Annotated in this window: 19 protein-coding genes; 8 read left to right on the forward strand and 11 right to left on the reverse strand. The window is 70.7% G+C overall.

Translation table 11 applies throughout. The features are described from left to right. Positions 1-25 precede the first annotated feature (25 nt). The 5 genes from ccsB to GE115_RS07070 form a co-directional block, all read right to left on the reverse strand. The gene (gene ccsB, locus GE115_RS07050) at positions 26-1,120 is read right to left on the reverse strand and encodes a c-type cytochrome biogenesis protein CcsB (RefSeq protein ID WP_312854982.1); all 1,095 of its coding nucleotides are present in this window, start codon (positions 1,118-1,120) and stop codon (positions 26-28) included. Between the two features lie 9 nt (positions 1,121-1,129). Further along, positions 1,130-2,827, reverse strand: a complete 1,698-nt coding sequence (gene resB, locus GE115_RS07055) for a cytochrome c biogenesis protein ResB (protein WP_312855033.1) — start codon at positions 2,825-2,827, stop codon at positions 1,130-1,132. Between the two features lie 118 nt (positions 2,828-2,945). Continuing rightward, positions 2,946-3,698 carry a cytochrome c biogenesis CcdA family protein gene (locus GE115_RS07060; protein WP_312854983.1) on the reverse strand — a complete coding sequence of 251 codons (753 nt, stop codon included), beginning with the start codon at positions 3,696-3,698 and terminating at the stop codon, positions 2,946-2,948. Positions 3,699-3,700: 2 nt separating this feature from the next. Beyond that, the gene (locus GE115_RS07065) at positions 3,701-4,291 is read right to left on the reverse strand and encodes a TlpA family protein disulfide reductase (RefSeq protein ID WP_246190618.1); all 591 of its coding nucleotides are present in this window, start codon (positions 4,289-4,291) and stop codon (positions 3,701-3,703) included. 8 nt (positions 4,292-4,299) lie between these two features. After that, a complete protein-coding gene (locus GE115_RS07070; RefSeq protein WP_312854984.1) occupies positions 4,300-4,962 on the reverse strand; it encodes a histidine phosphatase family protein in 663 nt (220 codons plus the stop codon). A 96-nt stretch (positions 4,963-5,058) separates the two neighbouring features. Here GE115_RS07070 and aspS point away from each other — a divergent pair, with 96 nt between their 5' ends. Beyond that, a complete protein-coding gene (aspS, locus tag GE115_RS07075; protein ID WP_312854985.1) occupies positions 5,059-6,402 on the forward strand; it encodes an aspartate--tRNA(Asn) ligase in 1,344 nt (447 codons plus the stop codon). 3 nt (positions 6,403-6,405) lie between these two features. Here the strand turns inward: aspS and GE115_RS07080 are convergent, their stop codons facing one another. From GE115_RS07080 to GE115_RS07100, 5 genes are all read right to left on the reverse strand, one after another. After that, on the reverse strand, positions 6,406-8,043 hold the full coding sequence (locus GE115_RS07080) for a SulP family inorganic anion transporter (RefSeq protein WP_153684089.1): 1,638 nt from the start codon (positions 8,041-8,043) through the stop codon (positions 6,406-6,408). Continuing rightward, positions 8,040-8,975: an HAD family hydrolase gene (locus tag GE115_RS07085; protein ID WP_153684090.1), complete on the reverse strand. Its 936-nt coding sequence runs from the start codon at positions 8,973-8,975 to the stop codon at positions 8,040-8,042. Before GE115_RS07085 ends, GE115_RS07080 begins: the two co-directional genes overlap by 4 nt. Then, a complete protein-coding gene (locus tag GE115_RS07090; RefSeq protein WP_312854986.1) occupies positions 8,975-11,311 on the reverse strand; it encodes an arylsulfatase in 2,337 nt (778 codons plus the stop codon). Before GE115_RS07090 ends, GE115_RS07085 begins: the two co-directional genes overlap by 1 nt. Positions 11,312-11,396: 85 nt before the next feature. Then, positions 11,397-11,660, reverse strand: coding sequence for a glutaredoxin family protein (locus GE115_RS07095; protein WP_312854987.1), 264 nt, complete (start codon positions 11,658-11,660; stop codon positions 11,397-11,399). A gap of 129 nt (positions 11,661-11,789) precedes the next feature. Continuing rightward, a complete protein-coding gene (locus GE115_RS07100; protein ID WP_003792170.1) occupies positions 11,790-11,888 on the reverse strand; it encodes a 30S ribosomal protein bS22 in 99 nt (32 codons plus the stop codon). A gap of 130 nt (positions 11,889-12,018) precedes the next feature. On the opposite strand from GE115_RS07100, the gene GE115_RS07105 reads away from it, so the two are divergent. After that, positions 12,019-12,528 carry a GNAT family N-acetyltransferase gene (locus tag GE115_RS07105; RefSeq protein ID WP_153684092.1) on the forward strand — a complete coding sequence of 170 codons (510 nt, stop codon included), beginning with the start codon at positions 12,019-12,021 and terminating at the stop codon, positions 12,526-12,528. Between the two features lie 27 nt (positions 12,529-12,555). Further along, positions 12,556-13,038, forward strand: coding sequence for an anthrone oxygenase family protein (locus GE115_RS07110; protein ID WP_153684093.1), 483 nt, complete (start codon positions 12,556-12,558; stop codon positions 13,036-13,038). Between the two features lie 6 nt (positions 13,039-13,044). Here the strand turns inward: GE115_RS07110 and GE115_RS07115 are convergent, their stop codons facing one another. Next, a complete protein-coding gene (locus GE115_RS07115; protein WP_153684094.1) occupies positions 13,045-13,476 on the reverse strand; it encodes an ArsR/SmtB family transcription factor in 432 nt (143 codons plus the stop codon). A gap of 73 nt (positions 13,477-13,549) precedes the next feature. On the opposite strand from GE115_RS07115, the gene GE115_RS07120 reads away from it, so the two are divergent. The 5 genes from GE115_RS07120 to GE115_RS07140 all read left to right on the forward strand — a co-directional run bounded on the left by GE115_RS07120 (position 13,550) and on the right by GE115_RS07140 (position 18,831). Then, positions 13,550-14,995: a TrkH family potassium uptake protein gene (locus GE115_RS07120; RefSeq protein ID WP_153684095.1), complete on the forward strand. Its 1,446-nt coding sequence runs from the start codon at positions 13,550-13,552 to the stop codon at positions 14,993-14,995. After that, positions 14,988-15,656 carry a potassium channel family protein gene (locus GE115_RS07125; protein ID WP_153684096.1) on the forward strand — a complete coding sequence of 223 codons (669 nt, stop codon included), beginning with the start codon at positions 14,988-14,990 and terminating at the stop codon, positions 15,654-15,656. Before GE115_RS07120 ends, GE115_RS07125 begins: the two co-directional genes overlap by 8 nt. A 65-nt stretch (positions 15,657-15,721) precedes the next feature. Then, positions 15,722-16,702: an ABC transporter ATP-binding protein gene (locus GE115_RS07130; protein WP_153684097.1), complete on the forward strand. Its 981-nt coding sequence runs from the start codon at positions 15,722-15,724 to the stop codon at positions 16,700-16,702. Next, positions 16,699-18,318 carry an ABC transporter permease gene (locus GE115_RS07135; protein WP_153684098.1) on the forward strand — a complete coding sequence of 540 codons (1,620 nt, stop codon included), beginning with the start codon at positions 16,699-16,701 and terminating at the stop codon, positions 18,316-18,318. The genes GE115_RS07130 and GE115_RS07135 overlap by 4 nt, the downstream gene beginning before the upstream one ends. A 12-nt stretch (positions 18,319-18,330) precedes the next feature. Further along, a complete protein-coding gene (locus tag GE115_RS07140) occupies positions 18,331-18,831 on the forward strand; it encodes a GbsR/MarR family transcriptional regulator (protein WP_153684099.1) in 501 nt (166 codons plus the stop codon).

Genomic DNA, 18,831 nt, shown 5'->3' on the forward strand with positions numbered 1-18,831 from the left:
CAACCGTGGCGCCCCTGAGCCCGGCCTACAGCCCCGAGTACGCGTGCAGGCCCTTGAAGAACAGGTTCACCACGGTGAAGTTGAACAGCACCGCCGAGAAGCCGATGATCGCGAGCCAGGCCGAGCGCGAGCCGCGCCAGCCACGCGTGGCGCGAGCGTGGATGTAGCCGGCGTAGACCACCCAGATGATGAAGGTCCACACCTCCTTGGTGTCCCAGCCCCAGTAGCGGCCCCACGCGCGCTCGGCCCAGATGGCGCCGGCCATGAGCGTGAACGTCCAGAGGATGAAGCCGATGATGTTCACCCGGTAGGCGAGGTTCTCGAGGGCCTTCGAGTCGGGCAGCGTCGCGAGGAAGGACTGCTTGACGGCCTGCGCGCTCGCGACGAGGGACTCGCGACGGGCCTGCAGCAACTGCACCAGCGAGAGCGCGAACCCGAGGGCGAAGAACCCGACCGACGCGGTCGCGACGAACACGTGGATGACCAGCCACGCCGACTGGAGCGCGGGCGGCAGCGGCACGACGTCGACGCGGAAGTTCACGGTCGCGACGCCGAGCAGGACCAGCACGAGACCGGTCACGAACGTCCCGAGGAAGCGCAGGTCGTGCCGCGCGACGACGATCACGACGAGGAAGACGGTCGTGACCACGAGCGTGCCCGTCAGCGCGAACTCGTACATGTTGGCCCACGGCACGCGGCCCGCGGCGAAGCCGCGCAGCAGCACGGCCGCGAGGTGCAGCGCCCAGGCCACGACGGTCATCGCGACGGCGACCCGCAGCGAGGGCGAGCGTCCGTAGTCGACGGATGCCCCGGCGCTCGTCGCGCTGGCCCACCGCGAGGTGCGGGCCGGAGGAGCGGCATCCGCTGCGGACACCGACGTCGGCGCAGCGGCGCGGGCGTCAGCGGCGGCGCGCTCGGCTGCGACGGCCGCCCCGATGGTCGCGGGCTCACGCTCGGCGGCGGGGCCGGCCTCGGCCTCGACGGCCGCCTGGTCGGCCGCGCGCGCCGCGACCGCGCCGCGCCGGGCGAGGTCGATGGAATAGGCGATGAACGCGATCGCGTACACGGCGAGTGCCGAGTAGACGCAGAGGACCGAGATCTCGTCGAGCGTGAACGTCACGGGACTACCTTACGTCGAGGGTTTCGAGGATTCTTCAGCGGGCTCCGTCGTGCGGGCCGGGCCACCGTGGGCGTCGGCCAGCGCGGCGACCGCGTCGTCGAGGCCGGGATCCTCGCCCCGCGCGAGGCCCGCGTACTCGAGCACGATCCGCCCGCCGGGCCGCTTCGCGGCCTTGACCCACACGCGCCGCCGGGGCACGAACAGCGAGGTGAGCAGGCCCGCGAGGATCAGGATCGCGAAGACGAGCACCCAGATCTGCGTCGGGTCGTGGTGGATGTCGAACGACGCGAACCGCTTCACGCTGTGCGAGTAGTCGCCGGCGTCGGCCGCGTCACCGCCCGGCGAGGCATCCTCGAGGGTGACGGTGCCGCGGCCGCCGGGCAGTTCGGCGGTCTGGCCGGGCATGAGCTCGAGCGAGTCCACGCCCGTCTCGCCGCCCGTCAACTGCTCCATGCCGGTCGGATCGAGCGAGTAGACCGAGGTCGGCGTGCCGTCGTCGATGCCCAGGTCGCCCTCGTAGACGTTGAGCGTGAGCACCGGATAGATCAGGTCGGGGAACGTCGACGTGTACGCGCCGGTCTCCAGGACGTCTTGCGTCGGGTAGAAGAACCCGATCATGCCCAACTGGTCGTCGAGGCCGTCGGTCACCTTGACGACGCCGATCGAGGTGAGGTTCGCGTCCTGCGGGAGGAAGGGCACCGAGTCGGTGAAGACGACCTCGCCCTCGGCGTCGCGCACCGTGATGGTCGGCGCGTAGCCGTTGCCGAGGAGGTAGACGTCGGTGCCGTGCGTACGCAGCGGCTCGTTGACCTTCACGGTGCCCTCGACCGGGCCGCCCTCGCTCTCGACGGTCACGCGGGCCGTGAAGTCGGTCGGCTGGCCGATCGCCTCGGCGTTCTGCGTCTCGTAGACGGCGTCGAGCCCCTCGAGGGTCAGCCGGTACGGGTCGAGCTCGGCGTCGTCGAAGAAGCGGCCGGGGTTGAACGAGTCGAACGACGCGAGCGTGTTCACGAACGACTGGCCCTCGACCACGACGCGCTGGCCCGCGAAGCCGAACCCGCCGCCGATGCCCACGGTGACGAGCACGCCGAGCAGCGCGGTGTGGAAGACGAGGTTGCCGGTCTCGCGCAGGTAGCCGCGTTCCGCCGAGACGGATGCCTCGCCGCGCAACTCGTACCGCTCGACGCGGTAGCCGAGGCCCTTGAGCCGCTTCGCGGCGTCGTCGATCGCGGCCTCGGCCGCGGCATCCGTCGTCTGGCCGTCGGCGATCGCGAGGTCGCGCTCGGTGTAGCCGGCCAGGCGCGACAGGCGCACCGGCGTGCGCGGCGGCCGCGCGCGCAGCGCCTCGAGGTGGTGCTTCGTGCGCGGGATGATGCATCCGATCAGCGACACGAACAACAGCAGGTACACCGCCGAGAACCACGCCGACGTGTAGACGTCGAACATCTGGAACGAGTCGAGCACGGGCGCCAGGTCGGGATTGTCCTGGAAGTACTGCGTGACGCCGTTCGGGTCGCTCGATCGCTGCGGCACGAGGGAGCCCGGCACGGCCGCGATGGCCAGCAGCAGCAGGAGCAGCAGCGCGGTGCGCATGCTCGTGAGCTGGCGCCAGCCGAAGCGGAGCCAGCCGACGAAGCCGAGCTTCGGACGGTTCACGCCGTCGCCGCCACCGCCGATGTCGCCGGCGTCGGGTTCCGCCGAATCGATGTGGTCGGCCGGCCGGAGCGGGTCGTGCGCGCGGTCGTCGGCGGCACGCTCATCGGCGGCGCGGCCGTCGGCGGCGCGGCCGTCGGCGGCGCGGCCGTCGGCGGCGCGGCCGCCGCGCTCAGAGGACGAGGTCGATGCCACTCATCACCCCCTGGAGTTCGTTCATCCAGGCGGTCCACAGCCCCGACACCATGACGATGCCGATGACGATGAGCAGGCCCCCGCCGATGAGGTTGATGGTGCGGATGTGCCGGCGCAGGAACGCCATTGACCCCGTCACCCAGCCGAAGCCGAGCGCGACGAGCAGGAACGGGATGCCGAGCCCGACGCAGTACGCGAGCCCGAGCAGCGCGCCGCGCCAGGCCGATTCGGCGTTCAGGCTGAGGCTCAGCACCGCGGCGAGCGCGGGCCCGATGCAGGGCGTCCAGCCGAGGCCGAAGACGATGCCGAGCAGCGGCGCCCCGCCGAGCCCGGTCGCGGGTCGCCAGCTCGGCTTGAACTGGCGCTGCAGGAACGTGAACTGCCCGACGAACACGAGCCCCATCACGATGAGCACGACGCCCAGCACGCGCGTGATCGGGTCCTGCCAGGTGCGCAGCCACCCACCCGCGGCACCGGCGAGCGCCGTGTACACGAGGAAGACCGCGGTGAACCCGGCGACGAAGAGCGCGACGCCCAACAGCAGCCGGCGGCGGTTGCGCCGCTCGGCCGCGGCGTCGGCGGAGGCATCCGTGAACCCGCCGAGGTAGCCGAGGTACCCGGGCACGAGGGGCAGCACGCACGGCGAGAGGAAGGAGATCAGGCCGGCCGCGAGCGCGATCGGGATCGCGACGATGAGCTGCCCGCTGAAGACGAGTTCACCCGGTCCCACGGTCAGGCGTCCTCGGCGACGAGGTCGCCCACGATCGAGTCGAGGATCGACTCGTCCTGGATCTGGCCGAGGATGCGCGCGGCGACGCGGCCCTCGCGATCGAGTACGAGCGTGGTCGGCACCGCGGCCGCTGGCACCTGGCCCGCGAACGCGTACTGCACCCGGCCCTCGTCGACGTCGAGGATCGACGGATAGGTGATGCCGTAGTCCTCCTCGAACGGCCGTGCGGTGCCGGCCTGGTCGCGGACGTTCACGCCGACGAAGGTCACGTCGTCGCCGTACTCCTCGTGCACCGATTCCAGGATCGGCGCCTCGGCGCGGCACGGGGCGCAGGCGGCGTACCAGAAGTTCACGACCGTGACCTCGCCCAGCGCGTCGGCCGAATCGAAGGTGCCGCCGTCGACGGTCGTGCCGTCGAACTCGACGGGCTCGCCGCGCTGGTCGGGCGCGAACTCGGCGACCGTGCCGTCGCCCGCGATGTAGTTCTTGCCGCTGCCCTCGCGGTACTGCTCGGCGAGCGGGTCGGCGGTGCAGCCGGCGAGCGCGACGACGGATGCCACGCCGACGGCGAGCACGGTTGCGGCACGGGGCATCCGGCGCATCACACCGCCCCCACGTCGGTCGCGTGCGCGGCGAGCCCTGCCGCCGGATCGCGGTAGCCGACCTCGACGAGCCGGCCCGCGCCGAACTCGCCGACGGGCCGGCGCTCGAAGGTCGTGATGCTCGAGAGCGCGCACCGGCGCCGGCGCGGATCGTGCGCGAGCGACTTGCGGGCGACCTGGCGGTGCACCATCCAGATCGGCAGCTGGTGGCTGACCAGCACGAGGTCGCCGCCGTCGGCCGCCTGCCAGGCGTCTTCGATCGCGGCGACCATGCGAGCGGCGATCGAGCGGAACGGCTCGCCCCAGCTCGGCTCCCACGGGTTCACGAGCAGGCCCCAGTTGCGGATGCTCCGCAGCGCACCGTCGGGGCCGGTCATGCGCTTGCCCTCGAACCGGTTCTCGGGCTCGATGATCCGCTCCTCGAGCACCGGCTCGAGGCCGAACGCCGCGGCGATGGGCTCGGCCGACTGCCGGGTGCGCTGCAGCGGCGAGCTGACGAGCGCCGAGACCCGCCGGTCGCGCGCGATGAGGTCGTCTGCGGCGGCCTGCGCCATGCGGCGGCCGAGGTCGGAGAGGCCGTAGCCCTCGAGCCGTCCGTAGAGCACGCCCTGGGGGTTGAACACCTCGCCATGGCGCACGAGATGGATCTGCTCGGCCGGCACGGCTTCCAGTCTACGGAGGGCCTTCCTTCGAATTCGCCGAGGGTGCGACATGCTCGAGCGCCGCCGCGCGGCAGCCCGCCCGGGTAGGATGCTCCGGTGACTTCACGCACCCTCATCAAGGACATCGCCGCACAGCCCGACGGCCCCGTGACCGTCGCCGGATGGGTCGAGACCGTCCGCGACCAGAAGAAGGTGCAGTTCGTCATCCTCCGCGACGAATCGGGCGCCGCGCAGCTCGTGAACCCCGCGACCCGCGAGCTCGACCCCGAGGGCGTGAGCGTCGGCGCGGCCGAAGCGCTCGCCCTCACCGAGTCGATCTCGGCGCTCACGCACGGCTCGTTCGTCAAGGTGACCGGGCAACTCAAGCACGACGAGCGCGTGAAGCTCGGCGGGCTCGAGGTCAAGGTCGGCACCCTCGAGGTCGTGAGCGGGGCGCTCGAGACGCCGATCGCGGCCGACTCGAGCCTCGACAAGCGCCTCGACTGGCGCTTCCTCGACCTGCGCCAGCCCAAGCAGAACCTGATCTTCCGCGTGCAGACGACGTTCCTGCACGCCCTGCGCGGCGTCTGGATCGAGAAGGGCCTCATCGAGATCCAGACCCCGAAGCTCATGGCCTCGGCGTCGGAGTCTCGCGCCGAGCTGTTCGAGGTCGACTACTTCGAGGGCAAGGCGTACCTCGCGCAGAGCCCCCAGTTCTTCAAGCAGATGGCCCAGTCGGCGGGCTTCGGCGGCGTCTTCGAGGTCGGCCCCGCGTTCCGCGCCGACCCGTCGTTCACGAGCCGCCACGCGACCGAGTTCACGTCGATCGACACCGAGATCAGCTGGATCGACTCGCACGAAGACGTCATGGCCCTGCACGAGGAGCTGCTCGTGGCGGGCTTCCAGGCCGTCGCCGACAAGCACGGCGACGAGATCCGCGAGCTGTTCGGCGTCGAGGTCACCGTGCCGAGCCGGCCGTTCCCGCGCATCCCGCTCGCCGAGGCGAAGCAGATCGTCGCCGACCACGGCTACGTCGTGCCCCGCGCCGACGCCGACATGGACCCCGAGGGCGAGCGGCGCATCTCGGAGTACGTCAAGGAGACGTACGGGCACGAGTTCGTGTTCCTGACCGACTACGCGTCGAGCATCCGGCCGTTCTACCACATGCGCCACGAGGGCGACCCGAGCCTCACCAACTCGTACGACCTCATCTTCAACGGCGTCGAGATCTCGACCGGCGCGCAGCGCGAGCACCGCGTCGACGTGCTCGTCGAGCAGGCGCGCGACAAGGGCATGGACCCCGAGGAGCTCGAGTTCTACCTCGACTTCTTCCGCTACGGCGTGCCGCCGCACGGCGGCTTCGGCATGGGCCTCGCGCGCGTGCTGATGCTCATGCTGCACGAGCACTCGATCCGCGAGACCACCTACCTCTTCCGCGGCCCGACGCACCTGCTGCCCTAGCGCTCAGGCGTCGCGATCGATCGGCCCCGCGCGCGCGTCGTCGACGGTCGCGAACACGCGACCCTCGGCGCGTGCACGCCGGAACACGTCGGTGCGCTCGGCGATCTCCTGGACCTCGGGCGCGACCCGGGCGAACCGCAGCTCGAGGCCCGCTGCCGCGAGTTCGCGCCCCAGGTCCTCGAACGCGTCGATCACCGTCACCGAGATGTCGTCGATGCGCGACCCGTCGAGCACCACGATCCGGGCGCCCCGTTCCTTCGCCACCGCGGCGAGGATCGCCTGCTCGGTCGTCTGCGCGTTCGCGCTGTAGAGCGGGCCGAGCAGGGTCACCAGGATCGCGTCGGCCGAGACCCGCTCGACGCGCACCCGCACCTTCGCGAGCGCCATGAGCACGAGCACGAGGGTGATGCCCACACCCGCGGCGACCGCGACGAGCAGTCCGGCAGAGAGGCCGATGAGCGCGGTCACGAGCGCGATCCAGAAGTCCCGGCGCGAGATCCGCCACATGAGGACGATGGCTCGCACGTCGATGAGGCCGAAGACCGCGACGAACACGAGCGCCGCGAGCGACGCCTGCGGCAGCAACGAGAGCACGGGCCCGAGGAAGAGGCCGACCAGCACCGCCAGCACCACGGTCACGAGCGAGGCGACCTGCGACCTGGCGCCGGCGTTCTGGTTCACCGCGCTCTGCGAGAACCCGCCGGCGGCCGGCAGGGTCGAGAAGAAGGAGCCGACGACGTTGGCCGCCGAGGTCGCGAAGAGCTCCTGATTGCTGTCGACGGGCGGCTCGCCCGGCTTCCGGATGCCTCGCGCCACGGCCGCGGACTCGAGGAAGGCCATCACCGCGATGGCGAGCGCACCGGGTACGAGGGCGGCGACGTGCTCGAAGCTCGGCAGGCCCGGCACCGGGAATCCCTGCGGCACGGGTGCGATGAGCTCGACGCCGGCCGGCTGGAGTACGCCGAACGCCGCCAGCGCGATGCCGGCGCCGACCACGATGAGCGGCGCCGGCACGCGCGGCAGGAACCGCTTGAAGAGGAACAGCGTCGCGACCGATGCCGCGGAGAGCACGACCGTGGCCACGTTCGCGCTGCCCAGGGCGGCCAGCACGGCGTTGAAGGAATGGACGAAGCCGTGGCCCGTCGGGTCGTCGCGCTCACCGAGCAGCTTCGGCAGCTGGCCGACCGCGACGGTGGCGCCGACGCCGATCTGGATGCCGACGATGGTGGGTCGGTTGATGATCTCCACGAGCCCGCCGAGCCGCAGCACCCTCGCGAGCAGGAGGATGACGCCGACGAGGAGCGTCAGCGTGATGAGGTCTCGCGGGATGTCGTCGCTCGACGCCGCGACCCCCGCCGAGACCAGCGTCGTCGCCGTGAGCGTCGCGATCGTCGAGGTGGTCGACACGCTCATCGCCCGCGAGCCGCCGAGCATGGCGTAGACGAGCATGGGCACCATGCAGGTGTAGAGGCCCGCCTGCACCGGCAGCTCGGCGATCGTGGCGTACGCCATGGCCTGCGGGATGACGACGGCACCCGCCGACAGGCCTGCGAGCACGTCGGCGCCGAGCCAGCTGCGCCGGTAGCCGGTGAGCGTGGGCAGCAGCCATCGACGTCGCGCCCGCGCCGCCGGTGCGCTCATCCGGCCGCCGAGTCCACGAACACCGTCGACCAGTCGCGCCCGACGCTGACGACCGTGTACCCGCGATCGGATGCCTCGGCGAGCGCCTTCTCGGCACCCTTGTCGTAGGGAGCGTCGCCGCGCCCGCTCTCGTCGTCGTGGTGCACGAGCAGCGCGAGCCCATCGCCCTTGCGGGTGAAGTCGAGCATCGCCATGTCACCGTTCGAGTTGCCGCCCGCGATGAGCGGACGGCGGCCGATACGGCTCCAGATGCGCACCGGCTTCTCGGGGCCGTCGTCGAAGAAGTCGAGGCCCGCCGCGTAGCGCACCTCGTGCGTGTCCTCGTCGTACGCGAGCCCGAGCGCCGATCCGACGACGCGTTCAGGCGGGATGCCGTAGTACTCCTGGGTCATCGGGCGCATGAAGTCGCGCTCGCCGCCCGAGACGATGTACACGGTGAACCCGTGCGCCTCGAGGTAGCGCAGCAGTTCGACCATCGGGCGGTACACGGCGTCGGCGTACGGCGTGCCGAGCGTGAGGTGCTTCGCGCGCTCGTAGAACTCGGCGACCGAGGCCGCGTAGTCATCGACGCTCATGCCGGCCGTCACGCCCACGAGCGCGCCGATGAGCACCTTCAGGTCGCTGTCGTCGCCCTCGTAGTGCTTGTCGACGGCGCCGCCGAGCCAGCCGTAGTCGCCGGTGGCTGCGGCGCGGTACGGCTGCCGGTCGGCCAGCGACGGATCGGCCTCGACCTGCGCCTTCCACTGCTCGACGATGTACGCGAGCTGGGTCGGCATCGGCTTCTCGGTCCACAGTGTGCCGTCGTTGTCGAAGACCGCGATCCGCTCGGCCTCGGGCACAGCGTCCGCGCCGTCGCCCGCGACGCGCTCGACGAACGAGACGATCGCGTCGCGGGTCGGGCCATCGGCCCAGGAGCGCAGTTCGTCGGTCATCAGTCGCGTGCCATCGCCGCGGCGAGGTGCGCCTCGAGGTCGATGTAGGCGTCGTCGGCGATGTCGAAGACGACCTTCTCGATCGCGCCACCCTTCCAGTCGAAGCCCGGGCCGTAGAGGGCCGAGACGGGGTCGGCGCTGTCTCGACCGATCGTCAGCCCCTCGCCGCAGAGGGAGAAGTGCCCCATGACCGTGCGGATCTCCTGCTCGGCGACGAGGGTTTCGTCGACGTAGAGCTTGAGCGGCCCGATGCCCTCGCGGTATTCGCCGAGTCGCTCCTTCGTGAACTCGACCCCGATGATGTGCCTGCCGGACACCGGGGCGGGCGCCTGGATGCGGTCCTCGGGCGGGATGCCGAGGAAGTTGTACGCGTAGGTGATCGTGCCGTCCTTGACGAAGAGCGCGTGGCCGCCGAAGCGCGACCCGTGCGCGAAGACGACCCCTTCGGACTCGGAAGTCAGCTCGACCTCGGCGAGGATCTTGTACGAGACGTTGTGCACGTTCGCGGCCGAGCGCTCCGGCACCTCCGACGTACCGGGGTAGTACACGAACCGTCCGCTCGGCGGTGCCGGCTGGTGGAACTCCATGGCGACGAAGGTCTCGAAGTCCTTCGGGTTGCCGATGATCTGCAGGTCGTTCAGTGGCAGCACGTCGTTGGCCTTGGCGTCCTCGAGCCACAGCGCCTTCAGCTCCTCGAGCTTCTCGGGGTGCTCGGCGGCGAGGTCGTGCGCTTCGGCGCGGTCGACGTCGGTGTGGAAGAGCTGCCACCGATCCTCGTCGAAGCCGCTGAACCCACCCATCGGTCCGTGCTCCGCGACGGCCTTCCAGCCCTCGTGCCAGATGCCGCGGCTGCCGAGCATCTCGTAGTACTGCGTCTGCTTGGTCGTCGGGCCGTCCGCGTCGAACGAGTACCGCATCGAGACGCCGGGCAGCGGCGTTTGCTCGACCCCCGCGTAGACCTCGGGCATCTGCACCCCGCAGACGTCGAGGATCGTCGGCACGATGTCGGTGCAGTGGTGGTACTGCGAGCGCACCTCGCCCTTCGCGGCGATGCCCGCGGGCCAGTGGATCACCAGCGGGTCGCAGACGCCACCCTGGTACGAGTAGCGCTTGAACATGCGGTACGGCGTCGAGAACGCCATCGCCCACCCCGTCGGGTAGTGGTTGTAGGTGTCGGGGCTGCCGAGCTTGTCGACGAGCCTGAGATTGTCCTCGAGGGAGTCGGGGTAGCCGCCGAAGATCTTGCCCTCATTGACCGAGCCGTTCGGGCTGCCCTCACCCGAGGCGCCGTTGTCGGCGCAGTAGAGGATGAGCGTGTTCTCGAGTTGACCCGATTCCTCGAGGTAGTCGACGATGCGGCCGACCTGGGCGTCGGTGTATTCCGAGAATCCGGCGAAGACCTCTGCCATGCGGCAGAACATCGCCTTCTCCTCATCGTTCAACTCCGCCCAGGGCCGCACGTGGTCGGTCTGCGTGTACGTGCCGTCGGGCATCGGGTTGATCTCGGTGAGGTCGGTGTCGGCGGGCAGGATGCCGCGCTCGATCATGCGGGGCAGCACCCACTCGCGGTAGGCCTCGTACCCGTCGTCGAACGCGCCCTTGTACTTGGCGATGTACTCCTCGGGCGCATGGTGCGGAGCGTGGTTCGCGCCCGGGCAGAACCACAGGTACCACGGCTTGTCGGGCTCGGTCTGCTTCACGTCGCGGATCATCTTCAGCGCCTGGTCGGCGAGGTCCTTCGACAGGTGGTACCCGTCTTCGGGGAGGTACGGCTGGTCGATGTAGCGGTTGTCCTCCGCGAGTGACGGATACCAGTTGTTCGTCTCACCGCCGATGAACCCGTAGAAGCGGTCGTAGCCCTGCGCCAGCGGCCAGTTCTTCTTCGAGGCGCCGGCCGTCCATTCGTCGATGGGCACGTTGTGGTTCTTGCCCACCCAGAACGTCGACCACCCGGCGTCGCGCAGGATGTTCGCCATCGTCGCGTTCGTCGGCGGGATGTGCGAGTTGTAGCCCGGGAATCCGGTCGAGGACTCGGAGATCGTGGCGAAGCCGTTCTGGTGGTGGTTGCGCCCGGTCAGGAACGTCGAGCGCGTCGGCGAGCAGAGCGCCGTCGTGTGCCACTGCGCATACGTCAGGCCGCCGGCCGCGAGCCGGTCCATCGTCGGCATGTTGATACGCCCGCCGTAGGGCGACCAGGCCGCCTGCCCGGTGTCGTCGTAGAGGACCACGAGCACGTTCGGGGCACCCTTCGGAGCCTTGTCCGGAAGGAATGCCTCCCAGTCCGCCTCCGAGTCCCTGACGTCGAGTTCGATCTTCCCCCGGAATTCCCGTGCCACGCTGTTCCCCCGAACTGCCGTCGGATTCGCCCGGCGGCTCAGGCACAACGTTGGCATGCGGAGGGGCGCCGCGGCAAGGACCGTGTCAGCCGGCGAGCGCCGTCTTCAGCCGCACCGGGTCGACGCGCCAGAACGCGTGCTGCTCGCCGTCGATGAGCACGACGGGGATCTCCTCGGCGTAGCGCTCGGCGAGCGCGGGGTCGTCGAGGATCGACCGCTCGTCGAATACCACGCCGGCTGCACCGGGCATCGCGGCGATCTCCTCGAGCACGGCGAACACGACGTCGCGGGCGTCGTCGCAGAGGTGGCATCCGGGCTTGCCGATGAGCGTGAGACGATGCTGGGTCACGGTCTCAGGGTACGCGGGGTCTCGATACGCGTGCTCTCCGTCGCGCGCGACTCGACCGCCGAGCTCACCGGGAACGACGAGAAGCGCCGGGCCCGAGGGGCCGGCGCTTCGGTCGGAGTCGACGAACGACTACTTCTTGTTGCGACGCTGGTGGCGAGTCTTGCGAAGCAGCTTGCGGTGCTTCTTCTTCGCCATGCGCTTGCGACGCTTCTTGATGACGGAACCCATCAGAACCTCACTGAGAAAGTCGAGCCGGCGGCGCGTGCCGCTGCCGGGGGCAGGAAAGCCTCGGGATAGTCTAGCTGATTCCCCCTCATGCCCCGATCAGGGTGCCGGGAACGTGCGTTAGCGTCGAGGGATGGCCGTCTCGAACCTCCTCATCCGCACCACTCGTGAGGACGACTGGCAGGCCGTCCGCGCCCTCCGCCTCGAGATGCTGCGCGACTATCCGCTCGCCTACGGCGAGACGCTCGAGCACGCGCTCGGGGTCGACGAATCCGGCTGGCGGCTGCGCGCTCGCCGCGGCGAGACGCCGGGGCAGACGTCGGTGGTCGCCATCGAGGGCGAGCGCTGGGTCGGGCACATGGGCGGGTACCTGCCGGATGCCGCGACCGGCCCCCTGCTCGTCGGCGTCTACGTCGCGCCCGATCGCCGGGGCGACGACGCCGGGGTCTCGCGGGCACTGCTCGAGGCGGTCGAGCGCTGGGCCGCGCAGTTCGGCTCGACCCTGCGGCTCGAGGTGCACGAGGACAATCCGCGCGCACGCCGGTTCTACGAGAAGCTCGGGTTCAGCCTCACCGGCCGCAGCCGCGAGTACGAGCTCGAGCCGGGCGGGCTCGAGCTGGAGATGATCAAGCGTCTCGTCTGACCGCGGCTTCACGCCAGACTGGTCCGCATGGATGTCTTCCTCGTGGTGCTGCTGGTGCTCTCGGTCGTCGGTTCCGGGGTCGCGGGCGGCGTCTTCTACGCCTTCTCGGCGTTCGTCGTGCAGGGACTCGACCGGCTCGAGGCGGCCGACGCCGCCCGGGCCATGCGCGCCGTCAACGTGACCGCCGTGCGTGCGCCGCTCATGCTCGAGCTGTTCGGCACCGCCCTCGTCGCCGCCGTGGTCGCGGTGCTCGCCCTCGTCGCGCCCGGGCCGGAGACCTGGTGGATCGTCGCGGCGGCCGCGGTGTACGTGCTGAGCGTCGTGGTGGTCACGGGCGGCGCGAACGTCCCGCGCAACAACGCGCTCGCCGCGGCCGCGACGGACGGGCCCGCGCTGGCCGCGGCCTGGCGTTCCTTCCGGCCGGGGTGGATGGGCTGGAACCACGTGCGCGCAGCGGGGGCATCCGTCGCCTGCGCGCTGTTCGCGATCGCCCTCGCGATCGCGTGGTGACGACCGCTACTTGCGGCCGACGACCGAGGTGACCTTCTGCGCGGTCGCGGCGAACGCCTTGCCGATCGCCGACGCGAAGGCGCGCTGCTCGTCGCTGAGCGACTCGGCGGCCGCGGACTCGGCCGACGCGAGCGTCGCGGCGTCGGCCGCCGCTCCGTCGGAGAGGAACGGGATGAGCCAGTCCTCGAGGAACTCGAGCGGCGCACGGTCGAGCTTGTAGAAGCGGTGCTGGCCCTCCTCGCGAACGACGACGAGACCGGCCTCGCGGAGCACCTTCAGATGCTTCGACACGGTCGGCTGGCTGGTGCCGAGGGCCGTGACGATCTCGGAGACGCTGATCTCGCCGCCCGACTGGGGCTCGGAGGTCTCGCGATCGAGGAGGACGCCGAGGATGTCGCGCCGAGTCCGGTCCGCGACCACGTCGAAGATGTCCGCCATGGCACAAGGCTAGCCACTCGCGGCGGGGAGTACCATGACACACGCGTCGGCGGAGGCATCGGAGGGGGCGCGGATGGCAGTTCGGGCTCTGCAGCCCCGCGGTCGCTTCGACCGGCGATCCTGGTTCGGCCGTCTCCGCGGTGCCGCCGGGGGCGTCGTACGGAGTTCACCGTCGCGCTTCGCGATCCTCGTGTTCGCCAGCCTGATCCTCGTGACCACGTTGTTGCTCACCCTGCCGATCTCTCGCGCCGGCGAGGGCCGGGGAACGCCATTGCACGACGCCCTGTTCACCGCGGTCTCGACCATCTGCGTGACCGGGCTGGCGACGGTCGACATGGCCACGCACTGGTCGCCGTTCGGCAACGCCGTGATCTTCATCGGGATGAACATCGGCGGCATCGGAGTGCTCACGCTCGCCTCCATCCTCGGCCTGGTGATCTCGCGCCGGCTCGGGTTGCGGGCGAAGCTCATGGCGGCGAGTGACAGCAACCCCTCCCGCGTGCACGCCGGCCCCGTCGCCGAACGACAGGCCGTCCGGCTCGGCGAGGTCGGCGGGCTGCTCGCCACCGTCGCCGTGAGCACGCTCACCATCGAGGCGGTGATCGTGGCGGGCATGATCCCGAGTGTGCTCGCCAAGGGCTACGACTTCGCGACGAGCCTCTGGTACTCGGCCTACTACTCGGTGAGTGCGTTCACCAACACGGGCTTCAATCCCAATCCCGCCGGGCCGGTGGAGTTCGTCGACGACTACTGGTTCCAATCGCTGCTCATGCTGGGCGTCTTCCTCGGCAGCCTGGGCTTCCCGGTGATCTTCGCGCTCGCACGCAGCTGGCGCACGCCCCACCGCTGGAGCGTGCACGTGAAGATCACGCTGACGACGACGACCATCCTCTTCGTCGCGGGCGCCGCCGCCTTCCTCCTGCTCGAGTACGCGAACCCGAAGACCTACGGGCACCTCGACGCCGGGCCGACGATCTACCAGTCGTTCTTCATGTCGATGATGACGAGGTCGGGCGGCTTCGCCACGATCAACATGCACGACCTGTACGGCTCGAGCCAGCTCGTGAGCAGCATGCTGATGTTCGTCGGCGGCGGCTCGGCGTCGACGGCGGGCGGCATCAAGGTGACCACGCTCGCCGTGCTGTTCCTGGCCGCGTTCGCCGAGGCGCGCGGCGCGCCCTCGATGGAGGCGTTCGGCCGGCGCATCCCGCGCGACATGCTCCGCCTGTCGGTGAGCGTCGTGCTCTGGGGCGCCACGATCGTGGCGGTCTCCTCGATCGTGATCCTGCAGATCACGAAGGCGCCGTTCGAGAACGTGCTCTTCGACGTGATCTCGGCGTTCGCGACCTGCGGCCTCTCGACGGGACTGACCGCCGACCTGCCGCCGTCGGGCACCTACGTCATGGCCGCGACGATGTTCATGGGCCGGGTCGGCACCGTGACGCTCGCCGCCGCGCTCGCCGCGAGCCAGCGGCGACAGCTGTTCAAACGACCGGAAGAGAGGCCCATCGTTGGTTGATCGCATCAAGCACGACGCCCCAGTACTCGTCATCGGCCTCGGCCGGTTCGGCGCGGCCACCGCGGGCCAGCTCGATCGCCTCGGACGCGAGGTGCTCGCCGTCGACACCGACGAGTTGCTGGTGCAGAAGTGGTCGGAACGCGTGACGCACGCCGTGGTCGCCGACGCGAAGTCGATCGACGCGTTGCGCCAGATCGGCGCCCAGGACTTCTCGATCGCCGTGTGCGCGGTCGGCTCGTCGGTCGAGGCATCCGTGCTCATCACCGCCAATCTCGTCGACCTGAAGATCCCGCAGATCTGGGCGAAGGCGATCTCGGCCTCGCACGGCAAGATCCTCGAGCGCATCGGCGCGAACCACGTGATCTACCCCGAGCGCGAGGCCGGCGAGCGAACCGCGCACCTCGTGAGCGGCCGCATGCTCGACTTCATCGAGTTCGACGACGACTTCGCGCTCGTGAAGATGTACCCGCCGAAGCCGATCCGCGGCAAGAACCTCACCGAGTCGGGCGTGCGCAGCCGCCACCGCGTGACGGTCGTCGGCGTGAAGAGTCCCGGCAAGCCGTTCACCTACGCGACCGAGCAGACCGTGGTCTCGAACCACGACCTCATCATCGTGTCGGGCACCGAGGGCGATATCGAGAAGTTCGCCGCGCTCGAATAGGACGCAGCCCGGCGACCTGATTCACAGTATTCACAAATTTGTGAAACGAGCGTAGGCTCGCAGGCATGGAAACCGTCGTCTCCACCCATGGTCTCGTCAAGCGCTTCGGCCGCGTCACCGCACTCGACGAGCTCGATCTCGAGGTGACGCGGGGCGAGGTGCACGGCTTCCTCGGCCCGAACGGCGCCGGCAAGTCGACCACGATCCGCATCCTGCTCGGCCTCGCGCGCGCGACCGCCGGCGAGGCGCTGCTCTTCGACCGCGACCCGTGGCGTCACGCCGCGGACCTCCACCGGCGCGTCGCATACGTTCCCGGCGACGTGAGCCTGTGGCCGAACCTCACCGGCGGCGAGGCGATCGACCTGCTCTCCCGGCTGCGCGGCGGCACGACCGATCGCGCCGCCTACGCGACGCGCAAGCAGCGACTGCTCGACGCCTTCCAGCTCGACCCGCGCAAGAAGGGCCGCGCCTACTCGAAGGGCAACCGCCAGAAGGTCGCCCTGGTGGCCGCGTTCGCCACGCCCGCCGACCTGTACCTCCTCGACGAGCCGACGAGCGGGCTCGACCCGCTCATGGAGCAGGTCTTCAACCGCGAGATCGCGCGCGTCGCCGCCGAGGGGTCGACCGTGCTGCTGTCGAGCCACATCCTCTCCGAGGTCGAGGAGCTCTGCGACCGGGTCAGCATCATCCGGGCCGGGCGCCTCGTCGAGTCGGGCACGCTCGCCGAGCTCCGCCACCTCACGCGCACCGAGGTCGCGTTCGTGCACGAGCCGGGGCGTGAGCACGAGGTCGCGGCGCTCGACGGCGCGCACGACGTGCGCATCGACAGCGGCCGCATCCGGTTCGCGGTCGACAGCGACCGCGTCGCCGGCGTGTTGCCAGCGCTCGGCGCGCTCGGCGTGCAGGGCCTCACGATCACGCCGCCGTCGCTCGAGGAGCTGTTCCTGCGACACTACGGCGACGACGTCGCCGAGGTCGACCGTTCGGGTGGCGACGGCTCGAGCGCCGACCGCGCGGGCACCGACTCCGTCGAGGCGCGAGCATGAGCACCCTTCCGGCCCTCCTCGGGCAGCGGCTGCGCCGTGACTGGCTCCAGCTCGTGCTGTGGATCGCGGGCATCGCCGCCCTCGGCGGGGTCGCGGCATCCGCGGTGACCACCACCTTCGGCGACGAGACCGAGCGCGCGGGCGTGCTCGCGCTGACGGCGACGGCGCCGGCGATCCTGATCTTCCGCGGCACGCCGAACGGGGCGGATGCCGGGCCGTTCGCGTTCTTCCTCATCTTCGCGTTCCTCGCGCTCATGGCGGGACTGATGAGCACGTTCCTCGCCGTGCGGCACACGCGCGCGGAAGAGGAGCAGGGCCGCGCAGAGCTGGTCGGGGCGACCCCCGCCGGGCGGGTGCTGCCGACCGTCGCCACGGTGGTGCACGGCGTGCTCGCGAACGCCGTCGTCGGGCTCGCGGTCGCCGGGGCCTTCATCGCGGGCGGCTTCGAGGTCGCCGGCTCGCTGACGACGGGCGCCGCGACCGCGGCGACCGGCGTCGCCTTCCTCGCGTTCGGGTTGTTCGCGGCCCAGCTCTTCCGCACCTCGCGCGCCGCCAACACGTGCTCGGTCGCGTTCGTGCTGGGCGCGTACGTCGTTCGCGGCATCGGCGACGCGACGGGCACCTACTCCGACGACGGGCAGCACGTGACGCCGTCGTGGGTGAGCTGGCTGTCGCCTATCGGCTGGGCCCAGCGCACCGAGGCCTTCGCCGAGGACGACCTCGTGCCCCTGCTGCTGCCGCTGGGCTTCGCGGTGCTGCTGGTCGGGCTCGTCTTCGCCTTCCAGTCGGTGCGCGACCAGGGCGCGAGCGTGCTGGCCGGGGGTCGCGGTCGCGCGACCGCCGGGCCGGTGCTCTCGAGCGGCACGGGGCTCGCCTGGGAGCTCAGCCGCGGGGCGATCATCGCGTGGGCGGTGGGTGCGCTCGCGACGGGCCTCCTCGCGACCTCGCTGACGCCGCTCATCGACCAGATCGGCACCGAGGTGCCGGCCGTCGCGCAGACGCTCGAGCAGATGAATCCCGGCGGCTCGCTCGGGCAGGCCCTCACCGCGACGTTCTTCAGCATCGTCGGCATCCTCGCCGCGGCCGCGGCCCTGCAGGTCGTGATCCGGGCGCGGCAGGAGGAGGCGCACGGCACTGCCGAACTGCTGCTCGCCGTGCCGCTGTCGCGCACGCGCTGGCTGGTGGGCTACCTCGTGATCGGTGCGCTCGCGATCGCCGCGATCCTCGTCACGGCCGCCCTCGGCGCCGTGATCGGCGCGCAGCGGGCCGACGACCCGGCGCAGGCCGCCGGCGACGCGATCGAGGCGGCGCTCGCCCAGTTCCCCGCCGCGCTGCTGTTCCTCGCGATCGGGCTGGTGTTGTTCGTGTACCTGCCTCGCCTGACGATCGCCCTCTCGTGGGCCGCGCTCGGGGCGCTCGCGGTGCTCGGCGTGTTCGGCGACCTGCTCGCACCACCGGAGTGGATGGCGGATCTCTCGCCGTTCACCCACTCCCCCATCCCCATCGGCGACGACATCGACTGGACGGGCGGATTCTGGATGCTCGGCCTCGCCGCGGCCGGCTCGGTCGTGGCGGTGTGGTCGATGCGCCGCAGGGAGCTGGCCCCGGGCGGCTGAGAGACTGGACGGATGGCACGCGACGAGCAGAACCTGCGCGCGGCGGTCGAGCAATCGGCCGCCGTGCTCACCGCCGCCGGCTTCCCGAGGATGCCGGCCCGCGTGCTCATGGCGCTCCTGGTGGCCGACGAGGGCGGGCTCACGGCCTCCGAACTCGCCGAATCCCTCGGGGTGAGCGCCGCCGCGATCTCCGGCGGCGTGCGCTACCTCCGCTCGCTCGGGATCATCCACCGCATGCCCCAGCCCGGCAGCCGGCGCGAACGGTGGGAGATCTTCGACGACGCCTGGTACACCGCGCTCGCCGGCAAGAACTCCGTCTACGGCTCGTTCGCCGACACGGCGGCGCAGGCGCTCGACGCGATCGGCGACCCCGCATCCGCCGGAGCGCGACGCACGCGGGAGATGGTCGACTTCTTCCGCTACATCGAAGGCAAGATGCCCGAACTGCTCGCCGATTGGGAGGCGCTGCGCGCCGAGCGCCTCGCGAATCGCGACGGCCGAGCGGGCGACTGA

This window comes from Agromyces agglutinans, from assembly GCF_009647605.1.
Lineage (GTDB): Bacteria > Actinomycetota > Actinomycetes > Actinomycetales > Microbacteriaceae > Agromyces > Agromyces agglutinans.

Coding starts and splice junctions, on each gene's coding strand:
- GE115_RS07130 (WP_153684097.1), top strand. CDS start 15,722: ATGGAAACCGTCGTCTCCACCCATGGTCTCGTCAAGCGCTTCGGCCGC.
- GE115_RS07120 (WP_153684095.1), top strand. CDS start 13,550: ATGGCAGTTCGGGCTCTGCAGCCCCGCGGTCGCTTCGACCGGCGATCC.
- GE115_RS07100 (WP_003792170.1), bottom strand. CDS start 11,888: ATGGGTTCCGTCATCAAGAAGCGTCGCAAGCGCATGGCGAAGAAGAAG.
- GE115_RS07105 (WP_153684092.1), top strand. CDS start 12,019: ATGGCCGTCTCGAACCTCCTCATCCGCACCACTCGTGAGGACGACTGG.
- GE115_RS07115 (WP_153684094.1), bottom strand. CDS start 13,476: ATGGCGGACATCTTCGACGTGGTCGCGGACCGGACTCGGCGCGACATC.
- GE115_RS07140 (WP_153684099.1), top strand. CDS start 18,331: ATGGCACGCGACGAGCAGAACCTGCGCGCGGCGGTCGAGCAATCGGCC.
- GE115_RS07110 (WP_153684093.1), top strand. CDS start 12,556: ATGGATGTCTTCCTCGTGGTGCTGCTGGTGCTCTCGGTCGTCGGTTCC.
- GE115_RS07065 (WP_246190618.1), bottom strand. CDS start 4,291: ATGCCCCGTGCCGCAACCGTGCTCGCCGTCGGCGTGGCATCCGTCGTC.
- GE115_RS07080 (WP_153684089.1), bottom strand. CDS start 8,043: ATGAGCGCACCGGCGGCGCGGGCGCGACGTCGATGGCTGCTGCCCACG.
- GE115_RS07135 (WP_153684098.1), top strand. CDS start 16,699: ATGAGCACCCTTCCGGCCCTCCTCGGGCAGCGGCTGCGCCGTGACTGG.
- GE115_RS07085 (WP_153684090.1), bottom strand. CDS start 8,975: ATGACCGACGAACTGCGCTCCTGGGCCGATGGCCCGACCCGCGACGCG.